The organism is Klebsiella sp. CN_Kp075 (assembly GCF_040065055.2).
In the GTDB taxonomy this organism is placed as follows: domain Bacteria; phylum Pseudomonadota; class Gammaproteobacteria; order Enterobacterales; family Enterobacteriaceae; genus Klebsiella; species Klebsiella aerogenes.
In genome coordinates this window covers 2,041,504-2,066,980 of sequence record NZ_CM198050.1, presented here as the reverse complement: position 1 = coordinate 2,066,980, position 25,477 = coordinate 2,041,504, and the positions used below count along the sequence as shown (strand labels likewise).

16 protein-coding genes and 2 pseudogenes are annotated in these 25,477 nt (G+C 52.8%); 12 read left to right on the top strand and 6 right to left on the bottom strand.

Features of this window, described 5'->3' with window-relative positions; translation table 11 throughout:
• Positions 1 to 41: 41 nt before the first annotated feature.
• Positions 42 to 893 carry a hypothetical protein gene (locus ABLV78_RS09910; protein WP_047045244.1) on the top strand — a complete coding sequence of 284 codons (852 nt, stop codon included), beginning with the start codon at positions 42 to 44 and terminating at the stop codon, positions 891 to 893.
• Positions 894 to 908: 15 nt separating this feature from the next.
• Positions 909 to 1,730: a DUF2207 domain-containing protein gene (locus tag ABLV78_RS09905; protein WP_047045247.1), complete on the top strand. Its 822-nt coding sequence runs from the start codon at positions 909 to 911 to the stop codon at positions 1,728 to 1,730.
• Between the two features lie 57 nt (positions 1,731 to 1,787).
• Here the strand turns inward: ABLV78_RS09905 and emtA are convergent, their stop codons facing one another.
• Positions 1,788 to 2,399 carry a membrane-bound lytic murein transglycosylase EmtA gene (emtA, locus tag ABLV78_RS09900; protein ID WP_015366071.1) on the bottom strand — a complete coding sequence of 204 codons (612 nt, stop codon included), beginning with the start codon at positions 2,397 to 2,399 and terminating at the stop codon, positions 1,788 to 1,790.
• A gap of 95 nt (positions 2,400 to 2,494) precedes the next feature.
• On the opposite strand from emtA, the gene ldcA reads away from it, so the two are divergent.
• Positions 2,495 to 3,409, top strand: coding sequence for a muramoyltetrapeptide carboxypeptidase (gene ldcA / locus ABLV78_RS09895; RefSeq protein WP_047045250.1), 915 nt, complete (start codon positions 2,495 to 2,497; stop codon positions 3,407 to 3,409).
• Positions 3,410 to 3,499: 90 nt separating this feature from the next.
• A pseudogene (locus ABLV78_RS09890) lies at positions 3,500 to 5,167 on the top strand (potassium/proton antiporter); the annotation flags it as partial.
• An 82-nt stretch (positions 5,168 to 5,249) separates the two neighbouring features.
• Here ABLV78_RS09890 and dadX read toward each other — a convergent pair.
• The gene (dadX, locus tag ABLV78_RS09885; RefSeq protein ID WP_047045256.1) at positions 5,250 to 6,320 is read right to left on the bottom strand and encodes a catabolic alanine racemase DadX; all 1,071 of its coding nucleotides are present in this window, start codon (positions 6,318 to 6,320) and stop codon (positions 5,250 to 5,252) included.
• Between the two features lie 9 nt (positions 6,321 to 6,329).
• Entirely contained in the window at positions 6,330 to 7,628 is a 1,299-nt protein-coding gene (locus tag ABLV78_RS09880) for a D-amino acid dehydrogenase (protein ID WP_047045257.1), read from the bottom strand.
• Between the two features lie 321 nt (positions 7,629 to 7,949).
• On the opposite strand from ABLV78_RS09880, the gene ABLV78_RS09875 reads away from it, so the two are divergent.
• A complete protein-coding gene (locus tag ABLV78_RS09875; RefSeq protein ID WP_015705842.1) occupies positions 7,950 to 9,482 on the top strand; it encodes a SpoVR family protein in 1,533 nt (510 codons plus the stop codon).
• A gap of 67 nt (positions 9,483 to 9,549) precedes the next feature.
• On the opposite strand, the gene fadR is transcribed toward ABLV78_RS09875, so the two are convergent.
• Positions 9,550 to 10,269, bottom strand: a complete 720-nt coding sequence (gene fadR, locus ABLV78_RS09870) for a fatty acid metabolism transcriptional regulator FadR (RefSeq protein ID WP_045390428.1) — start codon at positions 10,267 to 10,269, stop codon at positions 9,550 to 9,552.
• Positions 10,270 to 10,504: 235 nt separating this feature from the next.
• On the opposite strand from fadR, the gene nhaB reads away from it, so the two are divergent.
• The 4 genes and pseudogenes from nhaB to ABLV78_RS09850 all read left to right on the top strand — a co-directional run bounded on the left by nhaB (position 10,505) and on the right by ABLV78_RS09850 (position 14,727).
• Complete coding sequence (gene nhaB / locus ABLV78_RS09865; RefSeq protein WP_045390425.1) at positions 10,505 to 12,055, top strand: sodium/proton antiporter NhaB; 1,551 nt, start codon at positions 10,505 to 10,507, stop codon at positions 12,053 to 12,055.
• A gap of 132 nt (positions 12,056 to 12,187) precedes the next feature.
• A complete protein-coding gene (dsbB, locus tag ABLV78_RS09860; protein ID WP_015705844.1) occupies positions 12,188 to 12,718 on the top strand; it encodes a disulfide bond formation protein DsbB in 531 nt (176 codons plus the stop codon).
• Between the two features lie 119 nt (positions 12,719 to 12,837).
• Positions 12,838 to 13,182: a TehB family protein gene (locus ABLV78_RS09855; RefSeq protein WP_047045263.1), complete on the top strand. Its 345-nt coding sequence runs from the start codon at positions 12,838 to 12,840 to the stop codon at positions 13,180 to 13,182.
• A gap of 887 nt (positions 13,183 to 14,069) precedes the next feature.
• Positions 14,070 to 14,727 (top strand): annotated as a pseudogene (locus tag ABLV78_RS09850) (SOS response-associated peptidase).
• 432 nt (positions 14,728 to 15,159) lie between these two features.
• Here the strand turns inward: ABLV78_RS09850 and ABLV78_RS09845 are convergent.
• Positions 15,160 to 15,387, bottom strand: coding sequence for a hypothetical protein (locus ABLV78_RS09845; RefSeq protein ID WP_072051401.1), 228 nt, complete (start codon positions 15,385 to 15,387; stop codon positions 15,160 to 15,162).
• A 378-nt stretch (positions 15,388 to 15,765) separates the two neighbouring features.
• Entirely contained in the window at positions 15,766 to 15,984 is a 219-nt protein-coding gene (locus tag ABLV78_RS09840; RefSeq protein ID WP_023279058.1) for a cold shock domain-containing protein, read from the bottom strand.
• A 280-nt stretch (positions 15,985 to 16,264) separates the two neighbouring features.
• Here ABLV78_RS09840 and cspF point away from each other — a divergent pair, with 280 nt between their 5' ends.
• From cspF to ABLV78_RS09825, 3 genes are all read left to right on the top strand, one after another.
• Positions 16,265 to 16,477 carry a cold shock-like protein CspF gene (cspF, locus tag ABLV78_RS09835; protein WP_165430654.1) on the top strand — a complete coding sequence of 71 codons (213 nt, stop codon included), beginning with the start codon at positions 16,265 to 16,267 and terminating at the stop codon, positions 16,475 to 16,477.
• Positions 16,478 to 16,552: 75 nt separating this feature from the next.
• The gene (locus ABLV78_RS09830; RefSeq protein ID WP_306305617.1) at positions 16,553 to 16,723 is read left to right on the top strand and encodes a YnfU family zinc-binding protein; all 171 of its coding nucleotides are present in this window, start codon (positions 16,553 to 16,555) and stop codon (positions 16,721 to 16,723) included.
• A 156-nt stretch (positions 16,724 to 16,879) separates the two neighbouring features.
• On the top strand, positions 16,880 to 25,462 hold the full coding sequence (locus ABLV78_RS09825) for a GH36-type glycosyl hydrolase domain-containing protein (RefSeq protein ID WP_165430655.1): 8,583 nt from the start codon (positions 16,880 to 16,882) through the stop codon (positions 25,460 to 25,462).
• The last annotated feature ends 15 nt before the right edge of the window (positions 25,463 to 25,477 follow it).

Here is a 25,477-nt window from a genome sequence, read left to right as displayed (position 1 = left end):
AAATTCACGCGCAAGGTTGCGCTTATCACAAGGAGTGTGAAGTGAACAATTTAATCAGTTTCATCTCTGATTTATCCCCATTGTCCTTTATGGGTTACCATATATTATCAACCACGGTGATATATATTCTGGTGATGATTATTATCTCAAAGACTCGTCCTTCTGAGAAAAACACGCCGATACCACCACCTTACTCCATATCTCCGTCGTTTCTTGCCTGGCTTCGGGGCAGAGCCACCGTCGTTATTCAATTAGCCATGTTCAGGCTATTAAGAAAAAACTACGTAAATATTATTCATTGCGCTGAGAATATCGAACTTTGCGCCAACCAGCAGTATGCAGAGTGCAAGATGACTCGTGTAGAAAAAATACTCTTTGACCATTTTTCTACACCAAAACCCAGCGCCCAGAATTTACCCCTTTCTCTTTACGTCGCCGATAAAAACCATTGGTCAGACGATCCCCAGTGTAGGAGCCTGATGCTCAGTCCGGCGCAACATACGTGGAATATGATCCTGATCGTCGTTCCTTCATTAATTTTAATCGGTACATATCTGTGGAAAACGTTTTTCGATAGTAGCACGCTTATCCACACCGGCGTATTAAGCTGGCTCATGATGCTTATCGTTACCGGGCTTTGGTTGTTACTTTGGCTCATTATTACCTTAAATGCCACCCTGATGGACCGTGAGGGGATCTCAATTAACATTGTTCATAATTATGTAAATAGATTAAAGGATACTCTCATGGCTGAGGCCGAAACAACAACGGATGAAACAGCTGATTATTACGTCGCCATCGGTAAAACTTCCCTGCTACCCGAGAAATATCGTGAATTTATAACGATCATCAAGCCAATAAATTATGCATTTTCTGTTGAACGGCTTGAGTAGTCTGAGGGCGACATCATGTGGACTCTTATTATGCATATGCATCCTTTACTGTTTCTCGGCTGTATTATCGTTGTCGTCCCGGCTATTTATCTTTCTATCGGAATCATTATCGCCCTGACGCGGCCTGCGGCTAAAGCCCAACAGTTAACGACCGGGATCGACCCATGGCTTCTTGCCTGGATTGACGGCGGCGGCACGCGGGTCATTCAGTTAGCAATGTTCAGTTTGTTACATAAAGGATATCTGTGGGTCCCCGAGCCCGGGCAGATGTTGGCTAACGGACGTTACGCAAGCAATGAAATGAACGTCATTGAAAGAATTTTATTTGACCATTTTGAGGTACGAAAACCATGTCATGAAGATCTGCCTACTAGCCTGCATATCACCAACCTTAACATCTGGCAGGATCAGCAAAAAAGCCCAGAGCTGGCCTTAAGTATGCTACGCCGCCGATGCAATTTTCTGTTGTTCAGTATCCCCTCACTCATCTTAGCCGTAATATTAGCTTGTCGAATATTTATCTACGTCGATGTCGCTGAAAACACTTTTTGTTGGATATTGATGGTTACAGGGAGCCTGTTGTGGTTCACAGCATGGGGTTGCAACGTCTGGGATCATAATCGTCTGGAATTGAATGGGGTCTCACATAATAATTCTCAGGCGCTTATCGGATTATTACGCGAAAAATTAGCCCAGACTGGCGATGAAATGGATGAGGCCACGGCTATGCTGGTGGTGGCGGTTAGTGGAATCGAGTCCCTTCCTGAAAGTTACCGGGATTACAAAGAGTTGATTGGTCCCGTCAGCTACATCAGTTCAATTAGCCACGAAAGTTAGGATTTTCTGAAAGGCACCCCGCAAGGCGAATCCTGCCTGACGGGGTGAGAGATGACGCTACATCGCGTCCAGCGCTTTCTGCAGTTTCCAGATATAGCGCGGGGCCTGCGGGGCAGGATGCTTTTTCGCCACGTGTTCAAAGAACTCATCGGCATCAAGATCGTTAATCTCGTCGATGGCGTCCTGGCGATTCGACGAGAAGGTGCGCAGCAGCGCGCCTGCGCCGTTGGCATAAGAGACCACCACCGCATAGCGCATCACCTGCGGGTCCTTAATCCCCGCCAGCGGGCCGTTTTCCAGAATGCTCAGATAAGCGGCGCCCATCGAAATATTGCGTTCCGGGTTTTTCAGCTCGCTGACCGAAGGCTGGCCACGCCAGCCCATCCGTTGATAGACATCGCGCCCGGAGGTCGACGGCTTCAACTGCATCAGTCCTACCGCACCAGATTTACTGACCACCGAGGGATTACCGCCGGATTCAATCGCGATGATCGCGGTTATCAGCTGCGGGTCAACTCCCCACGCGGCACCGGCTTTTTCACTGATCGGCATCCACTGCATCGACCGCTTCACCGGGACTTCCGGGTTCCACGGCGGATTGGTGTAATCGTGCTTCGAGCTACAACCGGCCAACAATACAAATAAAAAAACAAACCATCTCAATTTCACACATCTATCCTTATTGGCTGAAGTTTGCCGCACGGAGATGACAATAAACGTTCCAGGCGGCATGATAACCCTTTCATTCTTTGCAAGGAATTGCCATGTCTCAGTTTTATCTGGTCGCCCCTTCCGGTTACTGTATCAATCAACAGGCTGCGGCCCTTGGCGTGGCCCGTCTTCAGGAGGCCGGTCATCAGGTACTGAACCAACAGGCGATCCCCCGTCGACAGCAGCGTTTCGCCGGCAGCGACAGCGAACGTCTGGCCGATATTAACCAACTTGCATCCCTTGAGGGAAAAAACCACATCGTGCTGGCGGTGCGCGGCGGCTATGGCGCCACCCGGTTACTACCGCATATCGACTGGCAGGCGTTATCGAAACGCCAACAGCGGGAACCGCTGCTTATCTGCGGCCACAGCGATTTCACCGCCATCCAGATGGGACTGCTGGCTAAAGCCAACGCTATCAGCTTCAGCGGGCCGATGTTAGCGGGCAATTTCGGCGCCGAAACCCTGAATGCGTTTACTGAACATCACTTCTGGCAGGCGCTACGCGAACCCGAATTTACCCTCGAATGGCAAAGCGACGGCCCAACCTGCCGCATCGAAGGTACCCTGTGGGGCGGCAATCTGGCGATGGTCACGTCGCTCATCGGCACGCCGTGGCTCCCGCAGATTGACGACGGTATTCTGGTGCTTGAGGATATCAACGAGCATCCGTTCCGCGTTGAACGAATGCTGCTGCAGTTACTCAACAGCGGGATCCTTGCCCACCAGCGGGCTATCGTGCTCGGCAGTTTTACCGGCGCGCAACCCAACGACTACGACGACGGTTATGATCTTCCCACCGTCTACACCTGGCTACGTCAGCAACTCGCCATTCCGCTGCTGACCGGCCTCGAGTTCGGTCATGAACAGCGCACCGTTACCCTGCCTCTCGGCGCGCGGGCGCGGCTGGTCAACAACGCCTCAGCCGCAACCTTAACGATAAGCGGCCATCCGGTGCTGGCGGAATAAAAATTCCTCTGCGCGAGTATCCTGCAAACGCGCGGATTGTTAAAATGGTGTAATTTTCACCCCTTCACGCTGACAAGGAGTACGTGAACATTGGACGCCGCTGCGGTCATTAGTCTGTTTATCCTGGGTTCTGTTTTAGTAACCTGCAGTATTTTATTGAGTTCTTTCTCCTCACGCCTCGGCATCCCGATTCTGGTTATCTTCCTCGCCATCGGTATGCTGGCAGGCGTAGACGGTATCGGCGGCATTCCTTTCGATAACTATCCTTTCGCCTATATGGTGAGTAACCTCGCGCTGGCGGTGATCCTGCTGGACGGCGGAATGCGCACCCAAGCCAGTTCGTTTCGCGTGGCGCTCTGGCCAGCGCTGTCGCTGGCGACGGTCGGCGTGCTGATAACCTCCGCCCTCACCGGGATGATGGCGGCATGGCTGTTCAAGCTCGATTTAATCGAAGGGCTACTAATTGGCGCCATCGTCGGCTCCACCGATGCGGCGGCGGTGTTCTCGCTGCTCGGCGGTAAAGGGCTTAACGAGCGCGTCGGCTCGACCCTCGAAATTGAATCCGGCAGCAACGACCCGATGGCGGTGTTCCTCACCATTACCCTGATTGAAATGATCCAGCAGCATGAAGCCGGACTGAGCTGGATGTTTGTGGTGCATATCATTCAACAGTTTGGCCTGGGCATCGCTATTGGACTCGGCGGCGGTTATCTGCTTCTGCAGATGATTAACCGCATCGTCCTGCCTACCGGGCTCTATCCGCTGCTGGCGCTAAGCGGCGGGATCATGATTTTCGCCGTCACCACCTCACTGAACGGGAGCGGTATCCTCGCGGTCTATCTCTGCGGTTTCCTGCTCGGTAATAAACCCATTCGCAACCGCCACGGCATCCTGCAAAACTTTGACGGCCTGGCGTGGCTGGCGCAAATCGCCATGTTCCTCGTCCTCGGCCTGCTGGTCACACCGTCCGACCTGTGGCCGATCGCGATTCCGGCGCTACTGCTGTCAATGTGGATGATCTTCATCGCGCGTCCGCTGTCGGTATTCGCTGGCCTGCTGCCGTTCCGCGGTTTTAATCTGCGCGAGCGGGTGTTTATCAGTTGGGTCGGTTTGCGCGGCGCGGTGCCGATTATCCTCGCCGTTTTCCCGATGATGGCCGGGCTTGAGAACGCGCGGCTGTTCTTTAACGTCGCCTTTTTCGTGGTGCTGATTTCACTGCTGCTTCAGGGCACCTCACTTTCCTGGGCGGCGAGAAAAGCGAAGGTCGTGGTACCGCCGGTCGGCTGGCCTATCTCACGCGTCGGGCTGGATATCCATCCGGAAAATCCGTGGGAACAGTTTGTCTACCAGCTGGGTGATGATAAATGGTGCGTTGGCGCAGCGTTGCGCGACCTCCACATGCCGCCGGAAACGCGTATCGCCGCACTCTTCCGCGACAACGTACTGCTGCATCCTACCGGCAGCACGCGGCTGATGGATGGTGATATTCTTTGCGTTATCGGCCGCGAGCGCGACCTGCCGGCGCTGGGTAAAATGTTCAGCCAGTCGCCGCCGGTCTCGCTCGATCAGCGGTTCTTTGGCGACTTTATCCTCGATGCGGAAGCTAAATTCGCCGATGTGGCGCAGATTTATGGCCTCGACGGCGGTGAAGAATTTCGCGAACATCAGCAGTCGCTGGGCGATGTGATTCAGCAACTGTTGGGCGCCGCGCCGGTCGTCGGCGATCAGGTGGAGTTTGCCGGTATGGTGTGGACGGTCGCCGAAAAAGAGGACGACCACGTACTGAAGGTGGGTGTGCGGGTTGCGGAAGATGAGGCGGAGTGATCCGCCTCACGCAAAGTTACACTGTCACCACCGGTACGCGCGGCGCCAGAGCGCACATTAATTCATAACCGACGGTGCCGCTGGCCGCAGCGACATCGTCAATCTTAATCTCCTGCCCCCACAACTCAACCGGCGCGCCAATACCCGCATGCGGACAAGGTGTCAGATCTACCGCCAACATATCCATCGAAATACGCCCGACGGTGGTGGTGCGTACGCCGTCGACCAGCACCGGCGTGCCGCTCGGGGCGACGCGTGGATAGCCGTCGGCATAACCACAGGCGACAATGCCGATGCGCTGCTCGCCGGATGCCTGATACAGCCCACCATAGCCCACCCGTTCGCCGCTTTTCAGCGTCTGTACGGCAATCACTTCACTGCTGAGGGTCATCGCCGGTTTCAGGCCGCTATTGGCAATATCCCGCCACTGACCCGACGGCGATGCGCCGTACAGCACAATTCCCGGGCGCACCCAATCAAAGTGCGCTTCCGGATGCCACAACGTGGCCGCTGAGTTCGACAACGAACGCGGGCAGTCCAGCCCCTCCGCCGCCTGCTCGATACGGCGCAAGGGCTCCACGATGCCATCCGGGTTTTCCGCATCAGCGAAATGCGACATCAGCGTCATTTCACCGACGTTGGCGAGCGATCGCAGCTGTTGCCAGACGGTATGCACTCGTTCTGGCATAAAGCCCAGCCGGTTCATACCGCTATTTACTTTGAGATAGATATCCAGCGGCGCATGCAGTTTAGCCTGCTGCAGCGCTTTAATTTGCCAGTTGCTGTGTACGCTGGTGGTCAGGCGATACTTATCCAGCAGCGCCAGTTCATCGGCGTGAAAGAATCCTTCCAGCAGCAGAATCGGCCCTTTCCAGCCCTTTTCCCGCAGTAGGATCGCCTCTTCGAGATTCAGCAATGCGTAGCCATCTGCGGCGTTCAGCGCCTGCCACATCCGCGCCAGGCCATGGCCATAGGCATTGGCCTTCACCACCGCCCAAACGCGCGCCCCAGGGGCAGCGCGGCGAACAATCTGTAAATTCTGACGTAAAGCCGACAGGTCAATGCTGGCTTTTACCGGACGAGACATGGAGGCTCCTTAGTTATGCACGCCGTGCAGATGCTGAGCGCGAGCCGGCGTAAAGCCCGGGCTGTAACGCGCCACGGCCAGATCATCATAAGGGATCGCCGGCGTACGCCCGGAGATCAGATCGCTCAGAAGCTGCCCGGACCCGCAGGCCATGGTCCAGCCCAGCGTACCGTGCCCGGTGTTCAGCCACAGATTTTTGTACGGCGTGCGGCCAACCACCGGCGTACCGTCCGGCGTCATTGGTCGCAGGCCTGTCCAGAAGGTCGCCTGCTCAACGTAGCCGCCGCGCGGGAACAGATCGCGAACCACCATCTCCAGCGTCTCGCGGCGCGGCTTCAGCAGCTCTTTATTAAAGCCGACAATTTCCGCCATCCCGCCAACGCGAATACGCTGATCGAAACGGGTAATCGCGATTTTGTAAGTCTCATCAAGGATAGTCGATACCGGTGCGCCGCTCTCTTCGGCAATCGGAATAGTTAACGAGTAGCCTTTCAGAGGATAGACCGGGATGTCCACCAGCCCTTTAAGCATCGCGGTGGAGTAAGAACCAAACGCCATCACGTAGGCGTCGCCCTTAATAATTTCGTCGCCGCATTTCACACCGGCGATTTGATCGCCTTCGTAAAGCAGCGCATCGACGGAGGTATTAAAGCGGAAAGTCACCCCTGCCGACTCGGCCATCGCCGCCAGACGGGTAGTGAAGAGCTGGCAATCGCCGGTTTCATCATTTGGCAGGCGCAGGCCGCCGGTCAGTTTATGGCTGACTTCGGCCAGCGCCGGTTCGACTTCGAGCAGGCGGTTGGCTTCCAGCAGTTGATACGGCACGCCGGCCTCTTCCAGCACGGCGATATCACGAGTGGCGTTCTCATACTGTTTTTCGGTGCGGAAGAGCTGCAGGGTGCCGCCCTGGCGGCCTTCATACTGGATACCGGTGGTTTCACGCAGCGCTTTCAGGCAATCACGGCTATATTCCGCCAGGCGCACCATACGCCCTTTGTTTTCCATATAGTGGCGGGTATCGCAGTTACGCAGCATCTGCCACATCCACTTGAGCTGGAACTGCGTGCCGTCAAGGCCAATCGCCAATGGCGCATGGCGCTGGAACATCCATTTAATCGCCTTCAGCGGCACGCCCGGCGCCGCCCACGGCGCCGCGTAGCCGGGAGAGATCTGCCCGGCGTTGGCGGCGCTGGTTTCTTCAGCGGGCCCTGGCTGACGGTCGATAACCGTCACCTCATGTCCCGCCTGGCTTAAATACCAGGCGCTCGCTACCCCAACCACCCCACTTCCCAGTATGACGACTCGCATAGCCACTCCGTAATAGTTAAAGAACAATCATCTAATTACAAATTGATAACCCAGATGAAAATATTATTCAACATACGCTTTATTTATGGTGACTTATCTCACACCAAACCGCACCAGCACTGACACCAGAGATTTACGATCTCGTGCTGCGCTTTATTTTTCCTCAGTATAAAATGCTGCAAAGATGTTAAATAAAGGCCTTTAGGATTGCGAAATCGCGAAGAAAAGAAATTACCCGCAGACGCAGTTTGTTATGGCGTGTTCTATGCTTGATAAGAGGTTCTCCACAAAGAGAGAACCACCAACAACGAGGGCGCGCTAATGGCTACGATTGATTCCATGAACAGGGACACCACCCGGTTAAGCGATGGACCCGACTGGACTTTTGAACTGCTGGAAACCTATCTTGCCGAGGTTGACCGGGTGGCGAAGCTGTATCGTCTCGATACCTATCCGCATCAAATCGAGGTGATCACCTCCGAACAGATGATGGACGCCTACTCCAGCGTCGGGATGCCGATCAACTATCCGCACTGGTCGTTCGGCAAAAAATTTATCGAAACCGAACAGGCGTATAAACACGGCCAGCAAGGCCTGGCCTATGAGATAGTCATTAACTCCAACCCGTGTATCGCTTATTTAATGGAGGAGAACACGATTACCATGCAGGCGCTGGTAATGGCGCACGCCTGCTATGGGCATAACTCCTTCTTTAAAAATAACTATCTGTTCCGCAGTTGGACCGATGCCAGCTCAATCATCGACTATCTGATCTTTGCGCGTAAATACATTACCGAATGTGAAGAGCGTTACGGCGTCGATGAAGTTGAAAAATTGCTCGACTCCTGCCATGCGCTGATGAACTACGGCGTCGACCGCTACAAACGCCCGCAGAAAATATCGCTGCAGGAGGAGAAGGCGCGGCAGAAAAGCCGCGAAGAGTATCTGCAAAGCCAGGTGAACATGCTATGGCGTACTCTGCCAAAACGGGAAGAGGAAAAAGCCATCGAGGCAAGCCGCCGCTATCCTTCCGAACCGCAGGAGAATCTGCTGTACTTTATGGAGAAGAACGCGCCGCTGCTTGAGTCCTGGCAGCGCGAGATCCTGCGTATCGTTCGTAAGGTCAGCCAGTATTTTTATCCGCAGAAGCAGACTCAGGTTATGAACGAGGGCTGGGCGACATTCTGGCACTACACCATCCTCAATCATCTGTATGACGAAGGTAAAGTGACCGAGCGCTTTATGCTGGAGTTTCTGCACAGCCACACCAACGTGGTGTTCCAGCCGCCCTACAACAGCCCGTGGTACAGCGGAATCAACCCCTACGCGCTGGGTTTCGCTATGTTCCAGGATATTAAACGTATCTGCCAGTCGCCAACGGAAGAAGACCGCTACTGGTTCCCGGATATCGCCGGCTCCGATTGGCTGGAGACGCTGCATTTCGCCATGCGCGATTTTAAAGATGAGAGCTTTATCAGCCAGTTCCTGTCGCCGAAGGTGATGCGAGACTTCCGCTTATTCACGGTACTCGATGACGACCATAATAATTACCTGGAGATTTCCGCCATTCATAATGAGGAAGGCTATCGGGAAATTCGTTCTAAGCTGTCGGCGCAGTATAACCTCAGCAATCTTGAGCCGAATATTCAGGTCTGGAACGTTGACCTGCGCGGCGACCGTTCGTTGACGCTGCGCTATGTGCCGCACAACCGCGTGCCGCTGGATAAGAGCCGTCGCGAAGTGCTTAAACACGTTCACCGCCTGTGGGGCTTTGATGTGATCCTTGAGCAGCAGAATGCCGACGGCAGCGTTGAGCTGTTGGATCGCACCCCGCCGCGGCAGAACGCGTTGTAAATCGGATCAAGTGTCAAAAAGCGAAATGCCCGGATTATCCGGGCATTTTTTATAGGGTGGTCCGTACTTAGCGCATATTGATGGCTAAATCGCCGGGCAGCGTTTTTTGCATCCGATGCCAGATCTCGCCGCTGTTGTGGCCATAGGCGCGGACGATTTCGTACACTTTATCGTGCTGACTCTCTTCGCACACTTTCGCCAACTGGTGGTAGAAACCCAGCGCCAGGCTACGCGCTTCCGGATTAGCAAAATAGTGACGACCAATGCGGGTATACAGCCCCTTCATGCCGTTGAGGATCAGACCGTAGATCGGGTTGCCGGAGGCAAACGCCAGACCGCGGAAGATGTTGTAGTCCAGTTCGGCGAAAGCATCGGCATGATCTTCAACTTCACGCGCGGTAGCCAGGACCTCCAGCGCTTTGTCCGGGTGCTGGCGGAAAGCGGTACGAATAAAAATCGTTGAGATATTGGTTCGCACCGACAGCAAGTTATCAATCAGCTGCGGCACGCTATCGTGGTCGAGACGCGCCAGCGTTTCAAGGATATTCAGTCCGGAGGTTTCCCAGAAGTTGTTCACTTTCGTCGGTTTACCGTGCTGGATAGTCAACCAGCCATCACGGGCCAGACGTTGCAACACTTCGCGCAGAGTGGTTCGGGTCACACCAATCAGTTCAGAAAGTTCACGTTCAGCAGGGAGAATGGATCCAGGCGGGAAACGATTATTCCAGATACTTTCAATGATGTACTCTTCCGCGAAACCCGCAGGGCTTTGCGCCTTAATGACCATAATAAGATTTCCATTACACAGCGTTGCAAATTGCACTCATCATACCAGAGCAGCCATACGCCAGATAGCATCTGAAAGTAATTAAAAGGGGATCGCCGTTTCATTTTCAGCTTTTGCTTAACGCCTTCCATTACCTGTAATGCGCCGCGAAGAAAGTTGCTTACCTTTTTACTCAACTGGTAATCTTGCAATAGTTACGCATAAAATCATGTTGTTTGACGGAAGGACCTCTGTCGTGGAAATGTCTTATGGCCGCGCCCTGTGGCGCAATTTTCTTGGCCAGTCGCCAGACTGGTACAAGCTTCTCCTGATTATCTTCCTGGTGGTTAACCCGCTGGCGTTTTATCTTCAACCGTTTGTCGCCGGTTGGCTGTTAGTGGTGGAGTTTATCTTCACCCTGGCGATGGCGCTCAAATGCTACCCGCTGCTGCCTGGCGGCCTGCTGGCGATAGAAGCGGTGCTGATCGGTATGACCAGCCCCGAACATATTCGCGAAGAAATAGCCAATAATCTCGAAGTCCTGCTGCTGCTGATGTTCATGGTGGCCGGGATCTACTTCATGAAGCAGCTATTGCTGTTTATTTTTACTCGGCTGCTCCTCGGGATCCGCAGCAAGATGCTGCTGTCGCTGGCCTTCTGCCTGGCAGCGGCTTTTCTCTCCGCCTTCCTTGACGCGCTAACTGTTGTTGCGGTGGTCATTAGCGTAGCGGTCGGCTTTTACGGTATTTATCATCGCGTCGCCTCCGCGCGGCCTGATGATAACGACATGCTTGATGACAGCCATATCGATCAACACTACCGCGACGTGCTCGAACAGTTCCGCAGCTTTTTACGCAGCCTGATGATGCACGCCGGCGTCGGTACCGCGCTCGGCGGCGTGATGACCATGGTCGGCGAACCGCAGAACCTGATTATCGCCAAAGCCGCCGGCTGGCACTTCGGCGAATTCTTCATCCGTATGTCGCCGGTAACCCTGCCGGTAATCGTATGCGGCCTGATAACCTGCCTGCTGCTGGAAAAATTCCGCCTGTTTGGCTATGGCGAGCCGCTGCCAGTCCCGGTGCGCAAAGTCCTGCAGGATTTCGACGACCGTAGCCGCCAGAGCCGCAGCCGCCAGGATCGGATGCGCCTTATCGCTCAAGGGATCATCGGCGTGTGGCTGATTGCCGCCCTCGCCCTGCATCTGGCGGAAGTTGGCCTGATTGGCCTCTCCGTCATCGTGCTGGCGACCACCTTTTCCGGCGTGACCGACGAACACGCCATCGGTAAAGCCTTTACCGAAGCGCTGCCGTTTACCGCCCTGCTGACGGTCTTTTTCGCCATTGTGGCGGTGATTATCGATCAGCATCTGTTTGCCCCGGTGATTGAGTTCGTCCTGCAGGCTTCACCGCACGCTCAGCTATCGCTGTTCTATTTGTTTAATGGCCTGCTGTCGTCCATCTCCGATAACGTCTTTGTCGGTACGGTGTATATCAACGAAGCAAAAGCGGCGCTGGAACACGGCGTTATCAGCCTGCAGCAGTTTGAAATGCTGGCGGTCGCCATTAATACCGGCACTAACCTGCCTTCCGTCGCGACCCCCAACGGCCAGGCCGCGTTCCTGTTCCTGTTGACCTCGGCGCTGGCGCCGCTGATCCGCCTCTCTTATGGCAGAATGGTGTGGATGGCGCTGCCCTATACCATCGTGCTCACGCTGGTCGGCCTGCTGTGCGTCGAAACGCTGTTGATGCCGGCTACCCAGTGGATGCTCAGCCACGGCTGGTTGACCACCCCAGTACTGCCGTAATTACGCAGCCCGTTACCCGGGTTCCCCCCGGGTAACGAATATTCATTTACGTAATATTTTCCGACTAGCGGATGGCGTCGCGGTAGTTTTCGTTTACACTGCCATGATTTAGCATGTTCCAGGGAAATGATTATGTTGCAATACTTAAACCAGTGCTCAAGGGGACGCGGTGCCTGGCTCTTGATGGCGTTAACCGCTTTTATACTTGAATTAGTGGCGCTGTGGTTCCAGCACGTGATGCTGCTGCAGCCCTGCGTGTTGTGTATTTACGAACGCTGCGCTCTGTTTGGCATTATGGGCGCCGGTCTGGTGGGCGCTATCGCGCCGAAAACCCCGCTGCGCTATGTCGCGTTGCTCATCTGGCTATACAGCGCCCTGCGCGGTCTGCAGTTAGCCTGGGAGCACACCATGATTCAGCTACACCCTTCTCCGTTCCAGACCTGCGATTTCGCCGCTCGTTTCCCGACGTGGCTGCCGCTGGATAAATGGCTACCGCAGGTATTCGTTGCCACCGGCGACTGTTCCGTGCGCCAGTGGGAATTCCTGACTCTGGAAATGCCGCAGTGGCTGGTAGGCATCTTTGCCGCTTATCTGGTCATCGGCCTGCTGGTACTGATCGCTCAGCCATTTAAAGCCAAAAAGCGCGATCTGTTCGGCCGTTAAGCTATCCTGCCAGATGGTAAACGCTCCTTCGGGGGCGTTTTTTGTGCCTGTAAGTTGACGACGCCTCTTTAAAGTTGCATGTTAAATACATCTTATTTGCATCCACTAAGGAGCTTACTATGTCCCACCTGCGTATCCCGGCTAACTGGAAAGTCAAACGCTCCACTCCGTTCTTCACTAAAGAAAATGTTCCGGCAGCGCTGCTCACCCATCACAATACTGCCGCTAACGTTTTCGGTCAGCTGTGCGTAATGGAAGGCACAGTAACTTATTACGGTTTTCATGATGAGCAGGCTAGCGAACCGGAGATGAAAGTCGTCATTAATGCCGGGCAGTTCGCCACCAGCCCGCCGCAATACTGGCATCGTATCGAGCTCAGCGATGATGCCCAATTCAATATTAACTTCTGGGTTGAAGATGAAAGCCACGGCGAAGACGGCCTGTTCCACGCCAGGAAAAGCTAAGCCCCTCACGTGCTTGCGGTTGAAAATCGACATCCGGATGTTTAAAGTCGTTACCCGATAGGCTCGTCTTTCTTGAGTCTGAAATGGGATAAGTCACCATGAGCATAGTCTGGTATATGACGCTAATCTGCATTGTCGTCGCGTATTTGATGATGAGTTTCCTGCCCATCTGATCGCCGCAAGCAGTCATCGCGCCGGGGAGACCTGGCAGCTCGTCAACTCCCTCTCAGCCCGGCCACCGCGCCGGGTCTATTTTTATCTACATCTGCTTTACAAATATTCCTAAAGTTCCCCGCCCCCGCGCCGATGATGAAATGCCAAACGCACCTGGTGATGATGACTTAAATGTGGGGTTTCCGATGAGTAGAAACGGCTGGCGTTCTCTTAGTGTTGTTATTTTTCCATGCGCTTTATTGTGGGCGGGAATTATCTGGCTGGCATTAAGAATGATGGGATATTGATGCGTACAAAGAACCGGGCCGCGCAGGCAGGGAATGCCCGGTTCTAATATTTCAACGAGCTTACTGCGCCCAGTCTGGTTTGTTTAAGACAGGCATCAGTTTAAAAGCAAGGTGCGTTGAAGTAATGCGGATGTAGTGTGTAAGCAATGCATTAGCGCAAGACGAATCGATGCCTTATGAGGTTTTGAGTTGTTTTGCGCTAATTTTTTGCCCCATTCATGCCCCATTAAAAATTCTGCGAGCAGCTTTCCAGATTAAAGGCAACGCCGTTTACCTCTCCCCCATCCCATGTCATCCTCTTTCACGTTAATCATGGATTTTCGGTGCGCACCACTCTTTCGTGATTCCCTTCTTTTTCAAGCTTACAGCTTCGTCCAGAACTCGTTTTTGACGCCTATACTTTCAGTCTGACCACTGGAGGTTGATATGTGCGGACGCTTTTCCCAGTCAATGACCCGTGAAGATTATCTATCCTATCTTGCCGATGAAGCTGATCGCGACATCGCATATGACCCGGAGCCGATTGGTCGATATAACGTCGCGCCAGGTACCAAAGTTTTGCTTCTGAGCGAACGCGACGAACAACTACATATCGATCCGGTATTCTGGGGTTATGCGCCTGGGTGGTGGAATAAGCCGCCTTTGATTAACGCACGCGTCGAAACGGCGGCCACCAGCAGAATGTTTAAACCTCTCTGGCAACATGGACGGGCGATCTGCTTTGCTGATGGTTGGTTCGAACGGAAGAAAGAAGGTGACAAGAAGCAACCCACTCTACTTTATCCATCGCGCCGATGGCCAGCCGATATTCATGGCGGCAATCGGAAGCACACCATTTGAACGTGGAGACGAAACAGAAGGCTTTCTGATCGTCACCGCAGCAACAGAAAAAGGTCTAATAGATATCCACGACCACCAGCCTCTGGTACTGTCGCCAGAAGCAGCAAGATAATGGATGAGGCAGGACATTGGAGGGAAAGAATCAGAGGAGTTAGCTGCGGATGGCACCGTGCCCGCAGACAAATTTATCTGGCATGCAGTAACGCGCGCCGTAAGAAATGTGAAAAATCAGGGGAATAATTGATTGAGGCAATCAAAAGCACATAGCCAAACGTGCGCCTAATGCCAAAAGCGGAAATAAATAATAATTTTTCGATAATAACTTACTGGGTCAGAAAACGGAATATCCGGTGAAAAAGCCCTTGTTGCATTGTCTGGATGTATCAATATGATACCGGGTTCCTCCCGGTAAATATCTAGGTATCCCCCATGACTCGCGGCTTCAGTCGTGCATGATGAACATTCCAGCAGCAAAGTCATCAGGTTAGAAAGATATCTGCATTTTGTCAGTGCACAAAGAGTGACTTCCTTATATGAGAACGATTATTAAAAATGAACATGTAAAAAAAAGGCCTGCTATTAGCAAGCCACAAAGATTTTAACTCATTTTTTGTTCGCTTCTGATAAATAGGGTAAATACGCAATTCAATTTGAAGCAGAGAACATAACGAAAATGCTATAAATATTTCCGGAACGCATCGAGTATTTCCTGTGACATTAACTGTCTGTCAGAGGCTACGTAAATAACATCATGATCACCGGTTAATGAAGGAAAGCCTGCAGACATAATCTGTAGATGTATTTCTTCACCGTTTGGGTATTCCTGTCTGATTGAGGATGTACCCTCCGGAACGGTCATGACTTTACAGGATTCGGTATTAAAGAAAACGAGTACTTTTATCATATGCCACCATAATTCTGTTAGTCTTTCCCGTCACTCTCTTATATCAGTGATGTTAAATGCCGATGCCATTAAAATACAATCAGGGACGTGATGCTTTCGAAGGCAGTCTCGTCTCTTACGCACTTTATTATTTAACAAGCAGTTAGCTTCTGCTTTCAGGCTTTCAGGCTTTCAGGCTTTCAGGCTTTCAGGCTTTCAGGCTTTCAGGCTTTCAGGCTTTCAGGCAGCAGTCCTGCACTTCATCACATCGGTCAGCACACTCATAATTGCGAAAAACATGTTGACCTGATATTAAAAACAACCGACTTTCTCTGATTTAATTTATGGACCTGTATACTCAGGAATAATCCTTCATCGTTGTCGCGGGCCCACAAATCTTCATTTATCGCAAAGTATTACGTTTGTAGCAGCAGGCCCTTTTTCACCACTCTGCATAGCGAACTCAACTTTCTGCCCTTCAAATAAGGTATTGAAATTCTCACCATGGAGTGCGGAAAAATGGACGAAGACATCCTTGCTTCCGTCAAGAGGTGAAATGAAACCAAAACCTTTATCTTCGTTAAACCATTTTACCAAACCTTTAATTCTTGTGGACATACTGACTCCCGTTATACATGATAGTATTAATAGTAAACGTATAGTATTAAAGGTATGACTCAAAAGGAGGGGATATCAGCGATAGCGCCTAGTAATGAGGACTGACCAGAAAATGTTTAACGTTCGTTTGTACATTGAACTAACAGGATTCATTAAGACACGGGAGATACTAATACGCAAATTATTTTTTAGCCATCCAGAAGTCCTGCAGGAAAATTAAATGTGGGCAATATACTATTTTGAATGTATAGTCTTTACGTGTTTTTAATAAGGAATTGACTTGTCCCATAAAATGACAGGCATTGTCAAAAGCTTTGACATTCTCAGTGGTAAAGGCCTCATCATCCCTTCAGATGGGCGGAAAGATGTTCTGCTTCACATTCCAGCCGTTAACTCCCGCGAATCAGAATTACTCATCCCAGGAAGCCGCATAGAATTCTGTCGGATCAATGGTCCCAGAGGGCCTGTGGCTGCGAACATTTACCTCTCCTGAATTTCAGGGTCTCAAAATAAACAGATTAAAACTTAACCATATGTGATACGGTGAAGTTCATTCATTGAAAGGTTAATGGTTATGTCTATTATCAATTACGCAATGAAATTCTTCAGCGGTGCATCTACTGCCACTGTTGTCTGCACTGTTTGTGGTTTCAAATCAGTTCAACCGATGGCAAAAATCCGGCGCAATCAGGCCATGCTTTGCCCTCGGTGTAAAGCCCTGTTTATCTCACGGCGCTAATATCAACTGATCCGTCGTGGACAGAACCATCTTCTATACTTAAGTTAAATCCCAGCAGCTGTTAAATCCCTGATGCCTTACGCCCATCCTGAGAGAACGTTTCTGAACTGATTTCGCAACTGCTCCTGCGCGCTAATGTCGCATCAGAGCAATGCTATGAAAATGAACCCCAGAGCGTGGTTTAACCGCTCCCGTATTCCGGTGAATGCTGCCGAAAACGTAACGTTTTCGGCGAACGATCCTGCAAGCGAAAGCACTCCGCGGTCAGAACTCTTTTCGACTGCACAGATGGAACGCTATGGTCAGAAGCTGGCGCGGACCCATAAAGTATCACCGGATAAACATCCCTATTATCTTTTGAAACGGCTTGGCGACAATGAGGCCGTTATCACCCAAAACTGCTATGAGCTTAATGCAGGTAAAAAGACCAGTATCATGCCCGCCGGGGAGTGGTTGCTGGACAATTATTATCTGATTGAGGAACAAATCCGTACCGTCCGCCAGCACTTGCCGAAAAGTTTTGGTAAAGGTCTCCCGTCGCTGATGTCGCCGTTGAATTGCCCACGAATTTATCATATCGCATCAGAGGCCATTGCTCACGGTGATGGCCGCTGGGATGCCACCAGTCTGACCAGCTATCTCGCTGCCTATCAACAGGTGACGCCGCTGACACTAGGTGAAATCTGGGCATTACCGGGAATGCTTCGACTGGCGCTGATTGAAAATCTTCGTCGTATCAGTATGGAAGTGATAAAAGCGCAACAGGACAGAAACCTGGCAGATACGTGGATAACCAGGATTTTCGAATGTGCAGAGAGTGCGCCTGGTGATTTAATTATGGTGGTTGCCGATTTGGCGCGCTCCCGTCCTCCGTTATCCAGCGCGTTTGTCGCAGAACTGGTGCGGCGTCTGCAGGGGCACGGCAACGCGCTGTCGTTACCTCTTACCTGGATTGATCAGTGCCTTCGGGAACAGGGAGTCACCACTGACATTCTCATAAATAACTTCAATCAACAGCTTGCCGCCAGTCAGCTGTCTGTCAGTAACAGCATCGCAGGTCTGCGATTACTGGGTGAAACGGACTGGGCTGATTTCGCCGAAACGATAAGCGTCGTCGAACAGGCATTAAGCAATGACCCTGCCGGTATCTATCCCCGGATGCACTTCAATACCCGGGATCATTACCGGCACGTAGTTGAGGTCCTGGCCAGAGACAGTGGGCTCAGCGAGCCTGAGGTTGCTGACAGGGTGCTGGCGCTTTCAGAGGAAAAACCCCCCAATACACCGGAACATCATATTGGTTATTATCTCGCCGGCGAAGGTCGACAGGCACTGGATATACATCTCCTGGCAGACACCTCAAGACTCATACGCTTGCGGCACAGTTTCAACAGAATAACCCTGCTGTCATGGCTTGGTAGCCTGGCGTTGTTAACAACCGCAGCGACCGCGGCAATATTGCACGAAACTGCCATGCAGGGCGCAGGTTGGTTGTTAATCGCGGTGATATTACCTCTGGTTATCGCTTTAACTCAGTTAATGAGTGATTTACTCAGTGACGCAACCACCCGTTTTCGCGTTCCTCGCCCCTTGCCGGGGATGGATTTTTCAACCGGCATTCCCGCTGACAGTGCCACCATGATCGTCATCCCCTGCATGCTGACCAGCCACGAAAGTTTCAGCCAGCTCCTCTCCAGTCTTGAAGTCTGTTGGTTGGGGAATGAAAACGAAAATCTCAGGTTCGCGCTGCTCACTGATTTTGCAGATTCTGAAAATAAACCCTCGCCGGAAAGTCACGCGCTGCTCAGACAGGCTATCGCTGATACGCAGGTGCTGAATCGCCGCTACCCCTCCGGCCGACCACGTTTTTATCTGTTACATCGTCAGCCTGAATGGAACCCCTCGGAAGGAGCGTGGATGGGCTATGAACGCAAGCGGGGAAAACTGGCGTTACTGAACAGTTGGTTGCGCCATCCCGGAACGCAATTCGTCAGCGTTGCAGACATGCCTGCCCACCTTTTACCGGGTCACATAAAATACGTCATTACCCTGGACAGTGATACGGTGTTGCCGCGCGATACGGCTCACAAACTGGTCGCGGCGATGGCTCATCCGTTGAATACGCCAGAGTATGATCCGGTACGCCAGAGGGTGGTCAAAGGATTTGGTATTTTACAACCCGGTCTTGCGGAGGAGATACCACGTAACGGTCAGGGGCGTTACGCCGCCCTGCGCAGCAGCGTACCGGGTAATAACTCCTATTCTATGATGTCTTCGGATATCTATCAGGATCTCTTTGGGGAAGGATCGTTCGTGGGCAAAGGGATTTACGATGTTGATATTTTTATGCAGGCCACTACCAACATCTGCCCGGAAAATCTGGTACTCAGCCACGATCTGCTTGAAGGATGCTATGCACGTTCGGGTCTGCTGAGCGAGGTGTTACTGTACGAACAGTACCCTAATAATTATCTGTCGGATGTTGCACGACGTTCACGCTGGATCCGGGGTGACTGGCAACTGCTTAACTGGCTAAAACCACGCGTCAGAAAAGCCGATGGAACCCGGGTCAGGAATCCGCTGACCGCGCTTTCTTACTGGAAATTACTCGATAATCTACGTCGCAGTCTGGTCGCTCCCTCCTTACTGGTATTGCTGTTCTTCACTCTGCTTTGGGTACCCAATCCGGTTTACTGGCTGGGCATACTGTTGCTGATATGGCTGTTGCCAGCCATCCTCTGCATTAGTCACGACCTTCTGCATAAACCTCTGCGTCGCCGCATGAAGCCGCATCTGTTACTGGTGGGGGCGGGCGCGCTAAAGCGTCTGTCAGGTATAAGCCTTAATTTTGCGATACTGCCGCACGAAGCCGGATATTCGCTGAAAGCGATCGCCGTGACGCTATGGCGACTGGGGATAAGCAGGCGTCACCTCAGCCAGTGGGTCAGCCACAGCCAGGACAGCAGTCAGGCCAGACCCACTGTTGCACGTTTTTATCAGGCGATGTGGCTGAACGTTGCCGGTGGCGTGGCGCTGACAATACTGACCGGACAATTTGCCCCACAACTGCTGGGGATTGCATTACCGATCGGTTTGGTATGGTGTGTGGCACCGCTGCTGATGAGCTGGCTGAGTCGCCAGCCCGTGCGTAAGGCTTTTTCACCTAATCAGGAACAAAAACAGCTGTTACGCCAGACAAGCCGTGAAATCTGGGCTTTTTTTGAAACCTTTGCCACAGCAAAAGAGAACTGGCTTCCGCCTGATAATTATCAGGAAATACCACAACCGACGGTGGCACACCGAACTTCCCCTACCAATATTGGTCTTTCACTTATGGCTAACCTGACGGCATGGGACTTTGGCTATCTGCCTGGCGGAGAGGTGCTCCGGCGCGTGTCGCTCACGCTCGACACGATGGATAAAATGGAGCACTACCGGGGTCATCTCTACAACTGGTATGACACCCGTACGCTGGTCCCCCTAAGTCCACGCTATATCTCCAGCGTCGACAGCGGCAATATGGCCGGGCATTTATTGACCCTGCGTGCAGGCCTGTCCGCCATGCGTCATCAGCCTGTTTTAAGCAGCCAACAGATACTGGCAGGACTGAACGATACGCTGGATATTCTGGAAAAACAGTGGGGAAAGAACCCACCTAATAGCCTGAGACTGCTGCGCAAGCATTGCCTGAACGCGGTGTCGCTCTATCCGCAGGCGCTTTTCAGCGAACTGAAAAGCATGCGCACCCAGTGCAACCATCTGACCAGCGCATGTCATCAGGGATCTCCTCTTCAGATGCGCTGGGCTGGACATCTGGAGCATCAACTGGTTCAGCTTTGCCATGAGTGGTCTCTGTTGCTTGGCTGGTTGCCTGCATCCTGGAATGAACAGACGCTGCCGACGCTGAGCGAGCTTGCCCGTCCGACATTAACCGGTACAGGAACGCCTCCGGCGTCAGTGGCGGAGCAGGCCCGAATGCGACTCAATATTATCACCGAGCTGGAACAGCGGCTGGATGAGCATGCCCGGATGGATTTCGCCTTTCTGTACAGTGAAGCAACCAGTCTGCTCAGCGTCGGTTATAACTGTGACACCAATATGCCTGACAAGAGCCACTACGATCTCCTGCCGTCTGAAATCCGCCTGACCAGTTTTCTTGCCATTGCGACTAATCAGCTGCCTCTTAAAAGCTGGTACGCGCTGGGTCGATTGTTTACCACGATTGATAATGAAACTGCCCTGATGTCATGGAGCGGTTCCATGTTTGAATATTTGATGCCGAATCTGGTGATGCCCACCTGGTCCGGCAGCCTGCTCGATGAAATGAGTCAGTCGGCGGTTATGCGCCAGATTCACTGGGGGAAAGAACGCGGGGTACCATGGGGTGTTTCAGAGTCTGGCTATCATGCTTTTGATGTTCAGCATAATTATCAGTATCAGGCATTTGGCGTACCGGGGCTCGGTCTACGCAGGGGACTTGCCGATGACATGGTTGTTGCTCCTTACGCCACGCTGCTGGCGCTGATGGTTTCCCCACAGAGAGCCTGTGAGAACCTGTTCAGGCTGCAAAAAAATGGTGCACGCGGAGAATACGGTTTTTATGAAGCGCTGGACTATACTCCCTCACGTCTTGCAACCGGTCAGCTCTATGCGGTGGTACAGTCCTGGATGGCGCATCACCAGGGTATGGCATTTCAGGCGCTGGCTCATGTGCTGCTTGACGCCCCCATGACTGAACGCTTTATGTCCAGCACGGTATTCCGGTCAGCAAGTCTGCTGTTACAGGAGCGCGTGCCGGATGCGGTCGATCTGTACAGTCCGCGCCGTCATTTTGAATCTCATGAGGGCAGGGTCAAACCCGTTCGCTATGAACCCCGTATTTTCTATAGCGTGGATACCCCCGCCCCGGATATTCAACTCCTGTCCAACGGCCATTATCATCTGATGTTGACCGCGGGCGGCGGTGGTTACAGTCGCTGGAATGATATTGCACTAACGCGCTGGCGCAGTGATACCACCCGTGATAACTGGGGAGCGTTCTGCTACATCCGCGATACCCAGACGGGAGATGTGTGGAGCAATACCTGGCAACCAACAGGCTACACCAGCGGACAAGACGAGGAAGTGTTGTTCACCGATGCGGGGGCAGAATTCAGACGCAGCTTAGGGGGACTCAGCGTCAAAACTCAGGTGGTGATCTCTCCGGAGGATGATGTTGAATTGCGACGGCTCACACTGATTCATCGTGGTCGCAAGCCTCGCTCTCTGGAGCTGACAACCTATGCTGAAGTGGTACTGGCACCTGATGCCAGCGATCTGGCACACCCGGCATTCAGCAATTTGTTTATTCAGACTGAGCTGGCTCCTGAGCGTGACGCTATTCTTTGCCACCGGCGCCCGCGCTCACCGGATGAATCGGGCCCTTGCCTGTTTCACATGATGGTGGTGCACGGCGATAACCGACATAACGTGTCGTTTGAAACGGACAGGGCAAGGTTTATTGGACGTGGCAGAAACCCTGCGAATGCACAGGCAATAGAGACGGGAGGGATGCTAGGCAACACGTCAGGCTCGGTGCTGGATCCGATACTGGCAATTCGCAACGCCATCATTCTGCAGCCGGGGCAGCCGGTTACGATTGATATCATTTATGGCATCAGCGAGACTCGTCAGCAGAGCCTGGCGTTGCTGGAGAAATATCGCGATTACCCTATCGCCGATCGCGTCTTTGAACTGGCCTGGTCTCACAGTCTGGTAGTATTGCGCCAGATGAACGCCAGTGAAGATGATGCCACGTTGTTCAATAGTCTCGCCAGCGCTGTACTTTACCCTGTCCAGGAGTTGCGCGCCGAAGGCCAGGCGATCGGCCGCAACCGGCGTGGCCAGTCCGGACTGTGGGGCTGGGCAATTTCAGGGGATCTGCCGATAGTGCTGCTGAGTATAACCAGCGAGGAAAGTATCACCTCAGTGACCACACTGATTCAGGCACACCGTTACTGGAGACAGAAAGGGCTGGATGTTGATTTGGTTATCCTGAATAACAGCACCGGCGGCTACCAGCAGGGATTACAAAATCAGATTATGGAGTTAATTTATGCCGGGTCTGAAGCCATTCTGCTGGATAAAAAGGGCGGGCTTTTTGTCCGGAACGGTGAGCATCTCTCCGCTGAGGATAAATTGCTTTTGATGAGCGTGGCCTGTCTCTATCTTGATGACCGCGCAGGGGGTATTAATGAGCAGCTTAACCAGCGTATTCATACCCTGAAATCGCCGGCAAGGGCATTCATTCCGCGTGCTGTGCGCGAGCGTAATCAACATACGGACTGGAGCCCTGATACCAGTCAGTTATGCCATTTCAATGGGTACGGTGGATTTTCTCAGGATGGGCGGGAGTATCAGATCGTCCTTCGGGAAAATGCGCTTACACCGGCTCCCTGGTCGAACATACTGGCAAATTCTCGTTTTGGCAGTGTGATCTCAGAGGCAGGGCAGGCCTATACCTGGTATGAGAATGCCCATGAATACCGGTTGACGCCGTGGGAGAACGATCCGGTGAGCGATCGCAGCGGCGAGGCATTTTACCTGCGCGATGAAGAGAGCGGGGAGTGCTGGTCGCCGACGGCTTTACCTGTTCGCGGAAACGGTGATTACCTGACCCGCCATGGTTTTGGCTACAGCGTTTTTGCCCATCGTGAGAGTGGTATAGACAGCGAGTTGACGGTCCTGGTTGCTGAAGAAGATCCGGTTAAACTGGTGCTCCTGACGCTCAGTAACTCTTCGGGACGGCCACGTCAACTTTCCGTCACAGGCTATGTAGAGTGGACGCTCGGAGAAACACGAACGCGCTCAGCCCCTCACATTGTGACACATGTGGCCAGAACGCCCGGCGGCTGCGGGGTGCTTGCGAATAACTTTTATGGTGATAATGGTGGCGGCCGAACTGCATTTTTTGCCGTCAGCGGTAATGACTGTTCTCTGACAGGGGACCGCCGGGAGTTTATTGGCCGTAATGGTTCCCTTCACGCCCCTTCGGCCATGAAACTGCAAAAGCTTTCTGGTAAGACGGGGGCCGGTCTGGATCCCTGCGGAGCGGTGCAATCGGCGGTTACATTAATTGACGGGGACCAGAGGACGTTTATTTTTATCCTCGGCGCAGAGGAGAATGATGTTTGTGCTCAGGAGACGCTGGCCCGCTACATGAACGAGGATACAGTCCGCCAGGAGCTGAACCGGATTCATAATCACTGGCACAATGTTCTCGATAAAATCGTAGTTAACACCCTCGACACGTCCGTAAATTTACTGGTTAATGGCTGGCTGTTGTATCAGACGGTCGCCTGCCGTCTTATGGCCCGGAGTGGCTACTATCAGTCTGGCGGTGCATTTGGTTTTCGCGATCAGCTGCAGGATACGCTGGCTCTGAGCCACGCTGCTCCGGACCGGATGCGTGAACAGATAATACTCTGTGCATCACGGCAGTTTATCGAGGGGGATGTGCAGCACTGGTGGCACCCGCCACACGGCAACGGTGTGCGTACCCGTTGTTCCGATGACTATCTTTGGCTGCCGCTTGCTGTTTGCCACTATGTTGAAACGACGGGGGATATGGATGCACTGGAAATACGCATTCCTTATCTGGAGGGACGCTCGCTTCAGCCTGGTGAAGAGTCTGTCTATGACACGCCGGTCATCAGCGGCACCGAAGAGACACTCTGGTTACACTGCGTCAAAGCTATTCACTATGGACTTCGCTTCGGGGAGCATGGCCTGCCGCTGATGGGGGCTGGTGACTGGAATGACGGGATGAACCGGGTGGGTATCGAAGGCAAAGGTGAAAGCATCTGGCTGGGCTTCTTCCTGTACGACATTTTGCAGCGGTTTGCAGCGCTGGCGGAGTGCAGGCTGGATGAAAGCGTCGCCGCGATGTGCCGTTCACAGGCTCTGCGCCTGCAAAGTAATCTCGAAGCCCACGCCTGGGATGGGGAATGGTACCGGCGCGGGTATTTTGACGATGGTACTCCCCTGGGATCGAAAACCTCACAGGACTGTCGGATTGATGCGATTGCGCAGAGCTGGTCTGTATTGTCCGGCGCCGCGAGCCCGGTACGGTGCGCAAAGGCCATGCAGGCGCTGGATAAGCACCTTGTGGATAACAAAGGCGGGCTGATCAAACTGTTAACGCCTCCTTTCGACGGACACGGTTCAAATCCGGGCTACATACAGGGATACCTGCCCGGTGTGCGGGAAAACGGAGGGCAGTATACTCATGGCGCCATCTGGGCCGTGATGGCATTTGCCCGGATGGGGAATGCCAAACGTGCCTGGCAGCTCTGGTCAATGCTCAACCCTGTAAATCATACTCTCAATGCGGGCTCTGTCGGGATTTATAAAGCTGAACCTTATGTCATGAGTGCTGATGTCTACAGCGTCGCTCCCCATACTGGTCGTGCAGGCTGGAGCTGGTACACCGGTTCTGCAGGCTGGGCCTGGCGTTTACTTACCGAGGAATTACTGGGGATAAAACGCACCGGCACTGACTTTAGTGTTCATGCCCTATTACCGGATGCGTGGCCGTCTTTTTCTATTGCTTATCAGTATGGTGAAAGCCACTATCAGATTAGTGTCTCACGCGGCGATGCAGGATATTGCGTGACGCTGGATGGTGTTCTCCTCCCTGATGACAGAATACCGCTGAAGGATGATGGACAAAACCATACGGTAGAGATCATTCAGAACTGACACTGATCCCGGAGG